Here is a 14,541-nt window from a genome sequence, read left to right as displayed (position 1 = left end):
GATAATCAGCAAGGACAGCCTGCGCTGCCCCCGGATGATTCAGGAAAGGGTATCGTTTGATTGTTGCAGCGCCAGTTTGGCCGCCTTTTTCTCGGCGCGACGGCGCTTGAAGAAGGTCGACAACTGGGCCGAGCAGGCATCGGCCAGCACACCGCCGGTCAGCTCGACGCTGTGATTGTGGCGCGGGTCCTGCAAGATCTCGAACACCGACCCCGCGGCACCGGTCTTGAGGTCTCGGGCGCCGTAAACCACCCGCTTGACCCGGCTATGGATCAGCGCACCGGCACACATACAGCAGGGCTCCAGCGTCACATAAAGAGTGGTGTCGAGCAGGCGGTAGTTCGCCAGCTGCTTGCCCGCCGCCCGGATCGCCATCACCTCGGCATGGGCACAGGCATCGTGTTCGCTGATGGAGCGGTTCCACCCCTCGCCCACCACCTGACCATCCAGCACCAGTACGGCACCGACCGGGATCTCGCCAATCCCTTCGGCCCGGGCGGCCAATGCCATGGCATGGCGCATCCACTGTTCGTCCTGCTCGGTTTGACACGGTGTCTCTGGGATCTCTGATGGTTTCACGCCCATCCCCTCTTTATATTGTTCAATTGTGCTGTTTGCATTCCAGCTATCCACATCTGTCAGATGAATCCATAGATAGCAGGCATGATACCTCGCGGTGACAGGGCGACAGATTATGCCAAATCTGCACGTCAGACCCAAGCCACATCCCGACTGAGCAATAAAGAAGCAATCGGCATCTCTATGATAAAAAAGGAGTTGCACCCGTTTGGCCATGCTATTAGACTTCCTCCCCGTCAGCCGAGTCTGACTCCGTCGGTGTGTAGCGCAGCCAGGTAGCGCATCTGCATGGGGTGTAGAGGGTCGGAGGTTCGAATCCTCTCACACCGACCATTTTCCCCGAGAATAGCCCAGTCAAACGACTGGGCTATTTTTTTGCCTCCGATTTATCCTCCTGACAACGCCAGCCTACCAAGAACAAAAAACACTCAGAACCACTTGAATCTTTTTGCCGAACTCATTAAGATGCGCAACTTTCCGCCGGTAGACAACACAGGGAGGTGGAAACACGAGTGAAGGGATCACTGTCCGGCTTGCGTGCAACACAGGACCAGGCATGAACCAGAACACCGATTTCGCACCCGCCATTACGCTTTATTCCGTTCCTCACGACACCCCTTGCCAAACCGAAAGCGAAAATGAACAGGTCATCCAGCTGGATGTGATCGATCTGGCCGAACCGGATGATGACTATTGAGCACGGCCAGATGGCTGCTCAATCACCGGCACATAGCCTGTTCAACGATCTCCGTTTCAGGTCCTTGGCGAGAAATCTGCAAAAAACGACAAACTGCTAATTCTATCAAGGATGGCAGTATTATTGACTGATGTATCTCCCCCTTTCCTCCCCGGCATTCCCCCCGACAACTGATACAAACCTACGTTATTGCACTTCACTTTCCATCGCTGCAACAGCTGGTGCCAACAGAGCCTGCATCACCACACCAAGTTTAAAACGCACGTTCACCAATCAGGTCTAGCATTAGCAAAACATTCATTGCCACATTCAAACGCGCTTTATACGGCTGTTTTGGCAAAGCCTGGAGTTAGGTCGGGATTTGTTTTTGCATTTGTAATTTTATTACGTAATAAGTTACAAAACGAGGCGCAGGGTAACGGCCCAAATTAGCCGTTGTCAGATGGGAAAAAGCAGGAGCATAACCATCTGCGTAGAGTTTTTATACCAACCCAATAAAGCAATAAAAAACATCAACTTAACCATATCCAAAAAACAGGTGTTTAAAAAAAACTGTTGACGTAATCAACAATATTTCGCACCTTATCAATCGTGTTATCCCGTTGTTGCGGGAACGTTTCAGGAACAGGGATTCGACTTTAGTCGTAGTTAGTAAGTTCAAAATGTAATTCTCAAAGGAGTGAACCTTATGTCGGCACCGGCTCAGACCCACTGCAGCGCCCGCCTTCGCATCCAGGGCGAGATGCAGCCCGAATACGCGCAAATTCTGACGCCGGACGCGGTGGCTCTGGTCTCCGAACTGGTGGAACGTTTTGCTCCCCAAAGAGGGGAATTGCTGAAACAACGTGTGGCACGCCAGGCCCGTATCGATGGCGGCGAGCTGCCGGACTTCCTGCCGGAAACCGCCCACATCCGTGAAGGTGACTGGACCATTCGCGGCATTCCCGCCGACCTGCAAGACCGCCGTGTGGAGATCACAGGCCCGGTCGAGCGCAAGATGGTGATCAACGCCCTCAACGCCAACGTCAAGGTGTTCATGGCAGACTTCGAGGACTCACTGGCCCCCGCCTGGAACAAGGTGATCGAGGGTCAAATCAACCTGCGCGATGCAGTCAACGAGACCATTTCTTACACCAGTCCGGAAGGAAAGGCTTATACCCTGACCCCCAATCCGGCGGTACTCATCTGCCGGGTACGCGGTCTGCACCTGCCGGAAAAACATGTCACCTTCGATGGCGAGCCCATCCCCGGCGGCCTGTTCGATTTTGCTCTCTACTTCCTGCACAACTATCAGGCGCTGCTGGCCAAAGGCTCGGGCCCCTACTTCTACGTGCCCAAGTTGCAGAGCCATCTGGAAGGGCGCTGGTGGAGCGAGGTATTCGCCTGGACCGAGGACAAGTTCGGCCTGCCCCGCGGCACCATCAAGGCCACCGTGCTGATTGAAACCCTGCCGGCCGTATTCGAGATGGATGAGCTGCTCTATCAGATGAAGGATCACATCGTTGCGCTGAACTGCGGCCGCTGGGACTACATCTTCAGCTATATCAAAACCTTGAAGAACCATCCGGATCGCGTCCTGCCTGATCGTCAGGTGGTGACCATGGACAAGCCGTTCCTCTCCGCCTACTCGCGGCTGCTGATCAAGACCTGTCACAAGCGCGGTGCGCTGGCGATGGGCGGTATGGCCGCCTTTATTCCGGCCAAGGACGCTGCCGTCAACGAGCAGGTCTTCGCCAAGGTCAAGGCCGACAAGGAGCGCGAAGCCAACAACGGCCACGACGGTACTTGGGTCGCCCACCCTGGCCTCGCTGATACCGCCATGGCGGTATTCAACGCCACCATTGCGGCTGGCGCCAAGAACCAGATTGGCGTGCTGCGCGAGCAGGATGCCCCCATCACCGCCACCGACCTGCTGGCACCCTGTGAGGGCGAGCGCACCGAGGCAGGGATGCGCACCAATATCCGGGTTGCCCTGCAATATCTGGAGGCCTGGATCAACGGCAACGGCTGCGTGCCCATCTACGGTCTGATGGAAGATGCCGCCACCGCCGAGATCTCCCGTACCTCCATCTGGCAGTGGATCCGCCACGGCAAGAGCCTGTCGAATGGCAAGGTGGTGACCAAGGCGCTGTTCCGCCAGATGCTGGCCGAGGAACTGGAAGTGGTCAAAGCCGAGGTGGGCACCACGCGCTGGCAGGCAGGACGCTTTGCCGAGGCGAGCGAGCTGATGGAAGAGATCACCTGCGCCGACACCCTGATCGATTTTCTGACGCTGCCCGGTTACGAGCGGCTCTGAATCACGGGCCCCCAGCGGGGCTCGCCAATAACAAGTCAATGGAAACGTGAAATCAATGAAAGAGGGAACTGATATGGCACTGACCCGTGAGCAACAGATCCAGGCTATCGAGAAAGACTGGGCGGAAAACCCCCGCTGGAAAGGGATCAAGCGCGGCTACAGCGCCGAAGATGTGGTAAACCTGCGCGGCAGCTTGCAGCCGGTGCACACCCTGGCCCAGCGTGGTGCCGACAAGCTGTGGGGTCTGATCCACGGCGACGCCAAGAAAGGCTATGTCAACTGCCTCGGCGCCCTGACCGGCGGTCAGGCGGTGCAGCAGGCCAAGGCGGGGATCGAGGCGATCTACCTCTCCGGCTGGCAAGTGGCTGCAGACAACAACTTGTCCTCCACCATGTATCCGGATCAGTCCCTCTACCCGGCCAACTCCGTACCGTCCGTGGTGGAGCGCATCAACAACTCCTTCGCCCGTGCCGACCAGATCCAGTGGGCCAACAAGGTTGGACCGCAGGATGAGGGCTTTATCGACTACTTCCTGCCTATCGTGGCGGATGCGGAAGCCGGTTTTGGCGGCGTATTGAACGCCTTCGAACTGATGAAGGGGATGATTGAAGCGGGTGCCGCCGGCGTGCACTTTGAAGATCAGCTGGCATCAGTCAAGAAGTGCGGCCACATGGGCGGCAAGGTACTGGTGCCGACTCAGGAAGCGGTGCAGAAGCTGGTTGCCGCCCGTCTGGCAGCCGATGTGTGCGGCACCACCACCCTGGTGATCGCCCGTACCGACGCCAACGCCGCTGACCTGTTGACCACCGACGCTGACCCGTACGATGCAGACTTCCTGACTGGCGAGCGCACAGCTGAAGGGTTCTACAAGGTGCGTGCCGGTATCGATCAGGCCATCGCTCGCGGTCTGGCTTACGCCCCCTACGCCGACATGGTGTGGTGTGAAACCGCCAAACCGGATCTGGACGAAGCGCGTAAATTTGCCGAAGCGATCAAGGCCAAGTTCCCGGATCGCATCCTGGCCTACAACTGCTCACCGAGCTTCAACTGGAAGAAAAATCTGGACGATGCCACCATCGCCCGCTTCCAGCAAGAGCTCTCCGACATGGGCTACAAGTATCAGTTCATCACCCTTGCGGGTATCCACAACATGTGGTTCCACATGTACGAACTGGCCTACCAGTACGCCCGTGGCGAAGGGATGAAGCACTACGTCGAGATGGTGCAGGAGCCGGAATTTGCCGCCGCCAGCCGTGGCTACACCTTCGTGGCACACCAGCAGGAGGTTGGTACCGGTTACTTCGACAAGGTGACCACCGTGATTCAGGGTGGCCAATCCTCGGTCACCGCACTGACCGGCTCTACCGAAGAAGATCAGTTCCACTGATAGACAGAGCCCCCTTGAGATAGCAAAACCCCGGCCTGATGCCGGGGTTTCTTTTTATCTGCCATTCAAACGAAAGTCAGGCCACAACCGCACACCGCAGAGAGGATCAGAGCTCGAGGATCTCTTTGACAAAGGGGATGGTCAGCTTGCGCTTGGCGCGAAATGAGGCGTTGTCGAGCTGATTGAGAGTGGTGAGCAGGGTTCGCATATCGCGGGAGAGTCGGTTGAGCAGGAAGCGGCCCACATCGATGGGCAATTTGAAGCCCCGCAGCTCGGCACGCAGCTGCAGGGCACTGAGCTTGCCTTCATCATCCAGCTCTTCAAGGTGGAAACTGACACCCCAATCGAGGCGCGAGGCGAGATCCGGCAGTTGCAGCCCCAGTTTGCGCGGCGCGCTGCAGCCGGTGACCACCAGCGTCCCCTCCCCCTTCTCCTGCCAGCGGTTGTAGAAATCGAACAGCGCCCGCTCCCACACGGCATTGCCGGCGATCGCCTCAAGGCTGTCTAGACAGACCAGCGGCAGGCTTTCGAGGGCATCGAGCATGCTGGGATCGAGCTGTTCAAACTGATCGAGGGAAAGATAGGCCGCCGCCGCATCGCGGGCGTTGACCTCGGCACAGGTGGCGTGGAGCAGGTGGGAGCGCCCGGAGCCCTTGGCTCCCCAGAAATAGAGGAAAGGCGATCCCTGACCGATGGCCGCATTCTTGAGGGCGGTGATCAGATGAGCATTGTTGCCGGGATAAAAACTGACGAAGGTTTCATCATCCGGTAGTTGTACGGCTAAAGACAGTTGGGCCGGTTGCTTCACTCGTTGGGCTTTGACTGTGACATTTGTGGCTAAGTGTACCATCGCAATGGCAGATAGAGAACCGCCCGGACAAGCCGGGCGGTAGACAAAAGCCTTATAAAATCAGGGCTGCGACCATTGGTAACGCAAACCGCTGCCATTATCGTCAACCTTGCGCAAACGACTCTCAAGTTGCAGCGCCCGTACCAGCTCGGCCTGATCTCCTTGCAGGGTGAAGTTGAAGGTGACCTGGTCCCCCTCCAGCTTGCCGATCGCCACCTTGCTGACGTTGGCCATCCCCTGCAGCATCTTCTGCACGGCGATCATGCTGTCCACTTCGGAGAGGCCATCTACCACCAGGGTCTGGCTGGTTGCCGGACCCGAGATACGGGCACCGTAGTTTTTCACCAGCCAGGCCGCCAGGGTATCAGCAAACCCTTGTGCCACTTCGGCCTGAGTGCCGGTGCTATTGCTACGGGTCAGCTCGGCCACTTCACCGGCCGCCTTGGGGCCGTAGAGTCCCCAATCGATGCTCCACTTGTCACCTTCTGGTGTCAGCTTGCCCAACACAACCATCTCGGCGCCATAGCGCTGGCTTGCCTGCAAAATCGGGTCGGCAAAGCGTCCCCAGACGTCGGTGGCACTGACCGCCATGTTGTCATCGAGATCCATCAGCGGAATGCTGATGGGCAGCCCCAGCGTCTGGGCCTGCTCGCGCAAGGCTTGCGCCCAACCATCGCTGGATTGATCCGCCAGCAAGCGACGCTCCCCCTGATCCACCACCAGCCAGATGGCCATTTGGGGACGCGCCGGGCCAAGCAGGGCAAACTGGCTCTCGGAGACCAGGCTGTTGACCTTGTCACTCTTGAACTCGGCTTTCAGATACTTGACGGAGTCCTGATCCTGATAGCCATAGCTTTTGACATAGTCGCCCGGCGCCGCCAGCGCCTTGACCACCACCGGCTGGGTGAGGATGTCGCGCTTGCCGGTCACCTTGATCAGCACCTGACCGAGAGCCTGCCCTTGAGCGGCCACCATGTCACCACTGGTCGGGGCCTTGCCCTGATAGAGGTCGGTCACCTGAGCGGCCGAGGCCATGAATGACAAGCCGCAGCAGAGGGCGGTCACAACACGTTTGAACATGAACAGAGTCTCGAAATGGGAGAGTGTGCTTATGGTAGCGGCAAGGCGCATCCTGCGGCAAGGCTGGCACAAGCGGCCACAAACAGCAGAGCCGGCGATGCGCCGGCTCCGATCACCCCTTCCACATGGGAAGCGGGTCAAGGCATAAACTTATTTGGTACCGAAGATCTTGTCGCCTGCATCGCCCAGACCCGGCACGATGTAGCCTTTCTCGTTCAGCCCCTGGTCGACAGAAGCGCAGTATAGCTCTACATCAGGGTGAGCGGCTTCCAACGCCTTGATCCCTTCCGGCGCGGCAACCAGTACCAGCACCTTGATGGATTGGCAGCCTTTCTTCTTCAGCAGATCGATAGTGGCGATCATGGAGCCTCCGGTGGCCAGCATCGGATCGATGACCAGCGCCAGACGCTCTTCGATGTTGCTGACGATCTTTTCGAAATAGGGAACCGGTTGCAGGGTCTCTTCATCACGGTAGATACCGACCACGCTGACGCGGGCGCTCGGCATGTGCTCCAGCACGCCATCCATCATGCCAAGGCCGGCACGCAGGATGGGTACGACGGTTACCTTCTTGCCTTTGATCTGGTCAACTTCTACTGGCCCATTCCAGCCATCGATGATAACCTTCTCGGTTTCGAAGTCAGAGGTCGCTTCATAGGTCAACAAACTGCCCACTTCTTTGGCCAGTTCACGGAAACGCTTGGTGCTGATATCGCCTTCGCGCATCAGACCGATCTTGTGTTTGACCAGGGGGTGTTTGACTTCAACGACTTTCATTATTATCTCCTCTAACCTGCCGCAAAAAAATCGCGGAATCATACAACAAAAGCCACTGCTTGTAGAGCATTTCCGCGCAAAAACGCGCAAACGATTTCCTTTCTGGTTTTTCACCGCCACTGTTAGAATACGCCCCGAATTTTACCCTCCACTTCTTTACATGACGGGGAATACTCGTGACTGACAAAACCTCACTGAGCTACAAGGATGCTGGCGTAGATATCGATGCCGGCAATGCACTGGTTGAACGTATCAAGGGCGTGTCAAAGCGCACTCGTCGTCCTGAAGTCCTTGGTGGTCTTGGCGGCTTTGGGGCCTTGTGTCAAATCCCTGCGGGCTACAAGGAGCCGGTACTGGTCTCCGGTACCGATGGTGTGGGCACCAAGCTGCGGCTGGCCATCGACCTGAAGAAGCACGACACCGTGGGCATCGATCTGGTGGCCATGTGCGTCAATGACCTGATCGTACAGGGCGCCGAGCCGCTGTTCTTCCTCGACTACTATGCAACCGGCAAGCTGGACGTGGACACCGCAGCCGCGGTAGTCACCGGGATCGGTGCCGGTTGCGAGCAGTCAGGCTGTGCCCTGGTGGGCGGCGAGACCGCCGAGATGCCGGGTATGTATGAAGGGGAAGACTACGACATCGCCGGTTTCTGCGTCGGTGTGGTGGAGAAGAGCGACATCATCGACGGCAGCAAGGTCGGTGAAGGGGATGCCCTGATCGCGCTGGCTGCCAGCGGCCCTCACTCCAACGGCTTCTCCCTGATCCGTAAAATTCTGGAAGTCTCCAAAGCCGACGTGCATCAGCCGCTGGGTGACACCACCTTGGCCAACGCCCTGCTGGAGCCGACCCGAATCTATGTGAAACCTGTGCTCAAGCTCATCAAGGAGTGTGAGATCCACGCCCTCTCCCACATCACCGGCGGTGGCTTCTGGGAGAACATCCCCCGCGTATTGCCTGCCAACACTCAAGCGGTGATCGACGAGCAGAGCTGGCAGTGGCCGGCGGTGTTCAGCTGGCTGCAGCAGGCTGGCAACGTCACCCGTCACGAGATGTATCGCACCTTCAACTGCGGTGTCGGCATGATCATCGCCCTGCCCGCCAACCAGCTGGAGAAAGCGCTGACCCTGCTCAAGGCAGAAGGCGAGAACGCATGGCACATCGGTCATATCGCCAAGGCAGCAGACGGTGAGGAGCAGGTCGTCATCAAATGATGCGGATCCTCGTCCTAATCTCCGGCAGCGGCAGCAACCTGCAGGCGATCCTCGACCACTGCGCCAGCGGCAAGATTGCCGGTGAGGTGGTCGGCGTCATCAGCAACAAGGCCGATGCCTATGGTCTGGTTCGCGCCAAAGAAGCTGGCGTGGCGACCTCCATTCTGGCCCAGCAGCAGTTTGCCAGCCGGGAGGAGTATGACGCCGCCCTGCTGGCGCTGATGGCAGACTATCAGCCGGATCTGGTGGTGCTGGCCGGGTTTATGCGGATATTGAGCGGCGATCTGGTGCGCCATTTCGCTGGCAGAATGATCAATATCCACCCCTCCCTGCTGCCCAAGTATCAGGGCCTGCACACCCACCAGCGCGCCATAGATGCCGGTGACAGTGAACACGGCGCCAGCGTCCACTTCGTCACCGAAGAGCTGGACGGTGGCCCGGTGATCCTGCAGGCCCGCGTGCCCATCTTCGAAGGGGACACGGCGGACGAGGTAGCGGCACGGGTACAGGCGCAGGAGCACAGCATCTACCCGCTGGTGGTACGCTGGTACTGCGAAGGCAGGCTGCAAATGGTAGACGGCGCCGTGCAACTGGATGGCTCCCTGCTGGGCCCCGCTGGCTACGCCTGCGAGTAACCGCCAACAACTGCATGTCAGATACAACAAGGGAGGCTTAAGCCTCCCTTGTCATTTCTACCTACCACACGATGGCTTAGGTCAGGTCCGATGACGCCGCTACGCGGCCAAGCGACCCTAGACCGGATTGTCGATATCGATAAAGGTCACATCCAGCCCGTGCACAGTCGCCAGCCACTCCCCCAGCGCCTTGACGCCGTAACGCTCGGTGGCATGATGGCCCGCGGCGTAGAAGTGCATCCCCATCTCGCGGGCGGTGTGAATAGTCTGCTCGGAGGCTTCGCCAGAGATAAAGGCATCGATGCCCTGCTCCGCCGCCAGATTGATGTAACTCTGACCGCCGCCGGTGCACCAGGCCACGGAACGGATCAGCTCGGGGCCGCTGTCGCCACAGTGGAGCGGCTCACGACCGAGACGCTCGGCAATCAGCTTGGCAAAATCGCTGCCACTCATCGGCTCTTCCAGCTTGCCCACCATGGCGACGCTCTTGCTGTTCCACGGCTCCAGACCGCGACGCACCTTGATATCGAGCAGCTTGGCGAGCTGGGCGTTATTGCCCACCTCGGGATGGACATCCAGTGGCAGGTGGTAGGCAAACAGGTTGATATCGTGGGCCAGGAGGGTCTTGATGCGGCGCTGCTTCATACCGGTGATCTGGGCCGGTTCACCGCTCCAGAAGTAGCCGTGGTGAACCAGAATGGCATCGGCATCGGCAGCCACGGCTGCATCTATGAGGGCCTGACTGGCGGTCACGCCAGTCACCACCTTGCGAATACGCTCGCGCCCCTCCACTTGCAGGCCATTGGGGCAGTAATCCTTGATGGCGTGGGGCTCAAGCAGGTGGTTGAGTACGGTTTCCAATTTTCGATGAGAGATCATAAGGGTCCCTTTATAACGGCGCGATTCCCTGTTTTACCAATAAAAACAAGGCCCCGGCTCAAAACGCCAAGGGCCCTATGATAATCGAGAGCCGCCATCAAGACCATGACGGTTCCCACACAGTGATACTTCCCTCTATTGAGGCACCAGCCTGATTCAGGCAGGCAAGTCTATGCCGGCATCCCGCATCTGGGCCAGCTTGTAGCGCAGGGTGCGCGGGCTGATGCCGAGTCGGTCGGCCACCGCCTTGCGGCTGCCGTTACAATCTTGCAGGGTGTCGAGAATGATCTGGTGCTCCTGCTGCTTGAGCTCGCTGCCGAGGCGATCGCCGCCATAGCTGCGCTCCACGCTGACAAACTCCATCTCCTGCTCGTCCAGCTCTTCCAGAATGAGGTGATCACAGTCAATGACGCCGTCGGGGCTGAGGATCAGGGCGCGCTGTACCACGTTGTCCAGCTCCCGCACGTTGCCGGGCCAGGGGTGGGCCAGCAGCCGCTCCCGCGAGGCATCCGTCAACTGAGGTGTCGGCAACCCCTGCTGACTGGCATGAAGCGCCAGCAGATGTTCCGCCAGTGGTAGAATATCCCCGGGCCGCTCACTCAGGGCAGACCAGCGCAGCGGAAAGACGTTGAGACGATAGTAAAGATCTTCGCGAAACAGGCCATCCTGCACCGCTTTTTTCAAATCCCGGTTGCTGGTGGCGATGACTCGCACATCCAGCGGGATCATCTTGCGACTGCCGAGCCGCTCCACCTCTTTCTCCTGCAACACCCGCAGCAACTTGGCTTGCAGCCCCTGATCCATCTCGGTGATCTCGTCGAGCAACAAAGTGCCCCCCTGCGCCTGCTCGAACTTGCCGGGGCACCCCTGCACCGCACCGGTGAAAGCCCCCTTCTCGTAGCCAAACAGGGTCGCCTCCAGCATGTTTTCCGGAATGGCGGCGCAGTTGATGGCGACGAAAGGCTGCTCGGCGCGGTTGGAGTTATCGTGAATGTAACGGGCCAGCACCTCTTTACCCGTCCCGCTCGGGCCGGTCACCATCACGGTCGCTTCGCTTCTGGCCACCCGGGTCGCCAGCTGGAACAACTCGGCAGTTTTGGGGTCCCCGTAAACCACGGCACGTTTTTCCACCTTCTGAGCCGGCACATAACGGCTGACCTGATTGAGCAGCACCTCCGGCGAAAAGGGCTTGGCCAGATAGTCGATGGCCCCTTCGCGCATGGCGCGCACCGCTCCGTCGATATTGGCGTAGGCGGTCATCAGCAGCACAGGTATCTGCGGATATTGCTGGCGGATGGTAGCCAGCAGGGTGAGGCCGTCCACCCCCCCCATCTGGATATCGGAGATCACCATGTCAAACGGCTGACGGGAGAGGGTCAGCAGAGCCCGTTCGCCGCTGTCCGCTTCACGGCACTCATAACCGCCGAGCAACAAGGTATCCACCAGCGCTTCGCGCAGGCCATTGTCATCTTCAACTACCAGGATCCTGGCCTGTGTCATGCTACACCTCCAAGCTGCACCGGTTGCTGGTGCAGGGGGAACGACAGAGTAAAGCAGGTGCCTTCACCGGGAACCGAGGCCACACCGACCTTCCCCTGATGGGCACGCACTACAGATTGCACCACCGCCAGCCCGAGACCTGTGCCCTGGGAGCGAGTGGTAAAGAAGGGTTCGAATACCTGACCGAGCTGATGGGAAGGGATCCCCTTGCCATTATCGATGACCCGCATCTCCACCCGGGCACCGCTGCGCACCGCGCTGACCAAGAGTGACGTGGCCCCCGCCTGCTGGGCATTGGCAATCAGGTTGTTGATGGCACCCGCCAGCGCACTGCTGTTGGCCAGCAGACAGAGATCGGGCTCCGGCGCCTCCATGTGCAGCTCGCAGCCCTGCTGCTGGCAGAAGGCCTCGGCTCCTGCCTGCACTTCGGCCAGCAGCCCTTGTACTGAGATGGGGGTGACCACCTGATTGTCGCCATTGCGGGCGAACAGCAGGATGTCGTTGATCTGCTTCTCCAGATCCTGCAAACGGGCCATCAGCTTTTGCTGAAACTGAGTACGAGATTCCGGCTTGAGGGTGCGGTTGGCCAGATTGGCGGCATAAAGCATGGCGGCGGAGAGCGGCGTGCGGATCTGGTGGGCGAGCGAGGCCGCCATATTGCCCAGCGCCGACAGCCGCTTCATGTGGTTGATGCGGTCTTGCAGTTTACGGGTTTCGGTCAGGTCATTGATAAAGACCAGCTGGCCGGGCTGATCCGGCAGCGGTTGGGTCGAGAGCTGCACCCGGCGCCCGTCGCGCAGGGAGATCTCGTGGCCATCATCCTCGCGCGGCTCGAAGCAGCGGGCAATGATATGGCGCCAGAGCTCCCCTTCCAGTGGCTCCCCCAGCAGGGAGATGGCCGCCGGATTCGCGCGGGTGACCACCCCTGCCCCGTCAAGCAGCAACACCCCGGTGGGGAGCGCCTTGAAGATGGCATAGAGCTGGCTCACTTCGTGGGACTGGAGTGGCATGTCCTGCTGCTGGATTGTCATAAACCTGACCTCAAACTGGCTATTGGGTCAGGCTATTCAATTTCCATGCCACTAAATTATATGAATTAAAACAATGAATTGCGCGTTAGCGTCAAGGCTTTGACCCTCAGACGTCCTTGCTCATCCCGTACTTTTTCATCTTCTCCACCAGGGTGGTACGGCGCATGCCGAGCAGATCGGCGGCGCGGGCCACCACCCCGTCCTGAGACTCCAGCGCCTGACGGATCAGCTCCACTTCGAGGTCGGCCAGCATCTCTTTGAGGTTGACCCCCTCCTCCGGCAGCTGCATGGTGCGGGCCGAGGCGAGGGCGTGATCCAGCTCGGGCGGATCCTGGAACACCGCCGCCAGCGCATCCCGTTCATCCATCTCGGTCAGCCGCTCATCCCGCGGCTCGCTCGGCAGCAGACGATAACGGCTCGGCAGATCGGCCACATCGACGATCTGGTGCGGGTAGAGGATCAGCAGCCGCTCCAGCAGGTTGGAGAGCTCGCGCACGTTGCCGGGCCAGGGGTACTGCATCAGTGACTCCAGCGCCCGCTGGGTCAACCGGATAAAGCCATGGTGCTGCTCGGCATGGCGGTTGAGCAGCTCCTGCAGCAGCAGCGGGATGTCATCGATGCGATCCCGCAGCGGCGGCGTCTCAATGGGGAAGACGTTGAGGCGGTAGTAGAGATCTTCGCGGAAACCCTGAGTGCGGATCATCGCCTCCAGATCCCGGTGGGTCGCCGCTATGATGCGCACATCGGCCTGAATGGGCTTGCCGCCACCGACCCTGTCGAACAGCCGTTCCTGCAATACCCGCAACAGTTTGACCTGCATCGGCATCGGCATATCGCCGATCTCGTCGAGAAACAGGGTGCCCCCCTGCGCCAGCTCGAAGCGACCGCGACGAGCCGCGATGGCGCCGGTAAACGCCCCCTTCTCGTGACCGAACAGTTCGCTCTCCAGCAATTCGGCCGGAATGGCGCCGCAGTTGATGGGCACGAAGGGGCCACTGCTGCGGGAAGAGAGTTCGTGGATGGCGCGAGCCACCACCTCTTTACCAGTGCCGGACTCCCCGAGGATCAGCACGTTGGCATCGGTCTCGGCCACCTGGCTGATGAGTCGACGCACCTCCTGGATCCCCTTCCCTTTACCCACCAGCAAGCGCAGCAGGGCCTGCCCCTTGTCATGGGTCTGCTGACGGGGATGCAAGGAGACGAATGCCTGACAGAAGTGCAGATGACGGGTGAGGGATTCATAGGTAAAGGGTGAGAGCGCCACCCCGATAAAGTTGCTGTTGGGCAGGTCGGCCTCAACCAGCGAGAGGAATGGCGTGCGAGGGAAGGCAGCAAGCAGCTCTGACAAGGGACGGTCGGTCAGTTCACCCACCAGCACCCCTTGCAGCGGATCGGAGGATTCGATGGCCACATCCAGATCGCTTTGTGCCACCTCCTGCCACGGGATCCCCATAAACGAGAGCACGGTTCCCAACTGTTGGCGCCGCTGCGCATCGGCATCAACAATCAACACGCCCATCTCCACCATATCCATTCCTCGCGATGTCCTGAACTAACTTATTGTTTTATTTAATGATAAAACAGCTACCGACTGTCTTTTTGCAGGCACACAAAGT

General features: G+C 59.2%; 13 protein-coding genes and 1 tRNA gene. 6 read left to right on the top strand and 8 right to left on the bottom strand.

What is annotated here, in order from left to right:
- Positions 1-39: 39 nt before the first annotated feature.
- Positions 40-579 carry a tRNA adenosine(34) deaminase TadA gene (gene tadA / locus AACT07_RS08240; RefSeq protein WP_083249934.1) on the bottom strand — a complete coding sequence of 180 codons (540 nt, stop codon included), beginning with the start codon at positions 577-579 and terminating at the stop codon, positions 40-42.
- Between the two features lie 256 nt (positions 580-835).
- Between tadA and AACT07_RS08235 the strand changes: the two genes are divergently transcribed.
- The 4 genes from AACT07_RS08235 to aceA all read left to right on the top strand — a co-directional run bounded on the left by AACT07_RS08235 (position 836) and on the right by aceA (position 4,959).
- Positions 836-912: transfer RNA gene (locus tag AACT07_RS08235), tRNA-Pro, on the top strand.
- A 223-nt stretch (positions 913-1,135) separates the two neighbouring features.
- Positions 1,136-1,276: a hypothetical protein gene (locus AACT07_RS08230; RefSeq protein WP_171902761.1), complete on the top strand. Its 141-nt coding sequence runs from the start codon at positions 1,136-1,138 to the stop codon at positions 1,274-1,276.
- Between the two features lie 688 nt (positions 1,277-1,964).
- Positions 1,965-3,572: a malate synthase A gene (gene aceB, locus AACT07_RS08225; RefSeq protein ID WP_069527161.1), complete on the top strand. Its 1,608-nt coding sequence runs from the start codon at positions 1,965-1,967 to the stop codon at positions 3,570-3,572.
- 73 nt (positions 3,573-3,645) lie between these two features.
- The gene (gene aceA / locus AACT07_RS08220) at positions 3,646-4,959 is read left to right on the top strand and encodes an isocitrate lyase (RefSeq protein ID WP_005344572.1); all 1,314 of its coding nucleotides are present in this window, start codon (positions 3,646-3,648) and stop codon (positions 4,957-4,959) included.
- 106 nt (positions 4,960-5,065) lie between these two features.
- On the opposite strand, the gene hda is transcribed toward aceA, so the two are convergent.
- The 3 genes from hda to upp all read right to left on the bottom strand — a co-directional run bounded on the left by hda (position 5,066) and on the right by upp (position 7,666).
- Positions 5,066-5,767, bottom strand: coding sequence for a DnaA inactivator Hda (gene hda, locus AACT07_RS08215; protein ID WP_013723920.1), 702 nt, complete (start codon positions 5,765-5,767; stop codon positions 5,066-5,068).
- A 102-nt stretch (positions 5,768-5,869) separates the two neighbouring features.
- Positions 5,870-6,889, bottom strand: a complete 1,020-nt coding sequence (locus AACT07_RS08210; protein WP_069527158.1) for a DUF2066 domain-containing protein — start codon at positions 6,887-6,889, stop codon at positions 5,870-5,872.
- A gap of 150 nt (positions 6,890-7,039) precedes the next feature.
- Positions 7,040-7,666, bottom strand: a complete 627-nt coding sequence (gene upp / locus AACT07_RS08205) for a uracil phosphoribosyltransferase (protein WP_005334115.1) — start codon at positions 7,664-7,666, stop codon at positions 7,040-7,042.
- A 176-nt stretch (positions 7,667-7,842) separates the two neighbouring features.
- On the opposite strand from upp, the gene purM reads away from it, so the two are divergent.
- The gene (gene purM, locus AACT07_RS08200; RefSeq protein ID WP_069527156.1) at positions 7,843-8,880 is read left to right on the top strand and encodes a phosphoribosylformylglycinamidine cyclo-ligase; all 1,038 of its coding nucleotides are present in this window, start codon (positions 7,843-7,845) and stop codon (positions 8,878-8,880) included.
- Positions 8,877-9,515: a phosphoribosylglycinamide formyltransferase gene (gene purN / locus AACT07_RS08195; RefSeq protein ID WP_069527154.1), complete on the top strand. Its 639-nt coding sequence runs from the start codon at positions 8,877-8,879 to the stop codon at positions 9,513-9,515. Before purM ends, purN begins: the two co-directional genes overlap by 4 nt.
- Before the next feature lie 117 nt (positions 9,516-9,632).
- On the opposite strand, the gene AACT07_RS08190 is transcribed toward purN, so the two are convergent.
- From AACT07_RS08190 to AACT07_RS08175, 4 genes are all read right to left on the bottom strand, one after another.
- A complete protein-coding gene (locus AACT07_RS08190; RefSeq protein WP_042033345.1) occupies positions 9,633-10,394 on the bottom strand; it encodes a Nif3-like dinuclear metal center hexameric protein in 762 nt (253 codons plus the stop codon).
- Between the two features lie 156 nt (positions 10,395-10,550).
- Positions 10,551-11,894: a sigma-54-dependent transcriptional regulator gene (locus AACT07_RS08185; RefSeq protein WP_069527152.1), complete on the bottom strand. Its 1,344-nt coding sequence runs from the start codon at positions 11,892-11,894 to the stop codon at positions 10,551-10,553.
- On the bottom strand, positions 11,891-12,925 hold the full coding sequence (locus tag AACT07_RS08180; RefSeq protein WP_069527151.1) for a sensor histidine kinase: 1,035 nt from the start codon (positions 12,923-12,925) through the stop codon (positions 11,891-11,893). The genes AACT07_RS08185 and AACT07_RS08180 overlap by 4 nt, the downstream gene beginning before the upstream one ends.
- 106 nt (positions 12,926-13,031) lie before the next feature.
- Entirely contained in the window at positions 13,032-14,453 is a 1,422-nt protein-coding gene (locus tag AACT07_RS08175) for a sigma-54 dependent transcriptional regulator (RefSeq protein WP_069527199.1), read from the bottom strand.
- Positions 14,454-14,541: the final 88 nt, after the last annotated feature.

Origin of the sequence: Aeromonas sp. ANP5 (assembly GCF_963870295.1) — a bacterium.
In the GTDB taxonomy this organism is placed as follows: Bacteria; Pseudomonadota; Gammaproteobacteria; order Enterobacterales; family Aeromonadaceae; genus Aeromonas; species Aeromonas veronii.
The sequence above is the reverse complement of the archived record's forward strand: the minus strand, read 5'-3'. Positions and strand labels throughout refer to the sequence as shown.

Bases quoted from the DNA above. Each gene is read 5' to 3' on its own strand.
- AACT07_RS08210 (WP_069527158.1), bottom strand. From the start codon at position 6,889: ATGTTCAAACGTGTTGTGACCGCCCTCTGCTGCGGCTTGTCATTCATG.
- aceA (WP_005344572.1), top strand. From the start codon at position 3,646: ATGGCACTGACCCGTGAGCAACAGATCCAGGCTATCGAGAAAGACTGG.
- upp (WP_005334115.1), bottom strand. From the start codon at position 7,666: ATGAAAGTCGTTGAAGTCAAACACCCCCTGGTCAAACACAAGATCGGT.
- purN (WP_069527154.1), top strand. From the start codon at position 8,877: ATGATGCGGATCCTCGTCCTAATCTCCGGCAGCGGCAGCAACCTGCAG.
- AACT07_RS08180 (WP_069527151.1), bottom strand. From the start codon at position 12,925: ATGACAATCCAGCAGCAGGACATGCCACTCCAGTCCCACGAAGTGAGC.
- AACT07_RS08185 (WP_069527152.1), bottom strand. From the start codon at position 11,894: ATGACACAGGCCAGGATCCTGGTAGTTGAAGATGACAATGGCCTGCGC.
- AACT07_RS08190 (WP_042033345.1), bottom strand. From the start codon at position 10,394: ATGATCTCTCATCGAAAATTGGAAACCGTACTCAACCACCTGCTTGAG.
- AACT07_RS08230 (WP_171902761.1), top strand. From the start codon at position 1,136: ATGAACCAGAACACCGATTTCGCACCCGCCATTACGCTTTATTCCGTT.
- AACT07_RS08175 (WP_069527199.1), bottom strand. From the start codon at position 14,453: ATGGTGGAGATGGGCGTGTTGATTGTTGATGCCGATGCGCAGCGGCGC.
- aceB (WP_069527161.1), top strand. From the start codon at position 1,965: ATGTCGGCACCGGCTCAGACCCACTGCAGCGCCCGCCTTCGCATCCAG.